Origin of the sequence: Mesorhizobium sp. M00.F.Ca.ET.216.01.1.1 (assembly GCF_004010325.2) — a bacterium.
Taxonomy (GTDB): domain Bacteria; phylum Pseudomonadota; class Alphaproteobacteria; order Rhizobiales; family Rhizobiaceae; genus Mesorhizobium.
Genome location: NZ_SADR02000592.1, coordinates 1 through 281, shown reverse-complemented (window position 1 = coordinate 281; position 281 = coordinate 1). Strand labels below are relative to the sequence as shown.

At 66.9% G+C, this 281-nt stretch carries 1 pseudogene; it reads left to right on the top strand.

The features are described 5' to 3' along the window. Positions 1–281 (top strand): annotated as a pseudogene (locus tag EN859_RS37570) (GlxA family transcriptional regulator); the annotation flags it as partial.

Below are 281 nucleotides of genomic sequence, written 5' to 3'. Positions count from 1 at the left end.
GCGGAAGCGGGGCTTTTCGGCAGCGCGGACAACGTGACGGTGCATTGGGAGGCGCTGTCGGCATTTCGTGAGCGCTACCCGTCGCTGGATGCGAGTCAGGAACTGTTCGAGATCGGCGCGCGGCGCATCACCTGCGCGGGCGGCACTGCGTCGATCGACATGATGCTCGACCTGATCGGCCGCAAGCATGGCGCCGCGCTGGCGTCGGCGGTGTCGGAGCAGTTCGTGGTGAGCCGCATCCGCCAGCGTTCGGATCATCAGCGCATGGAGATTGCCGCGAG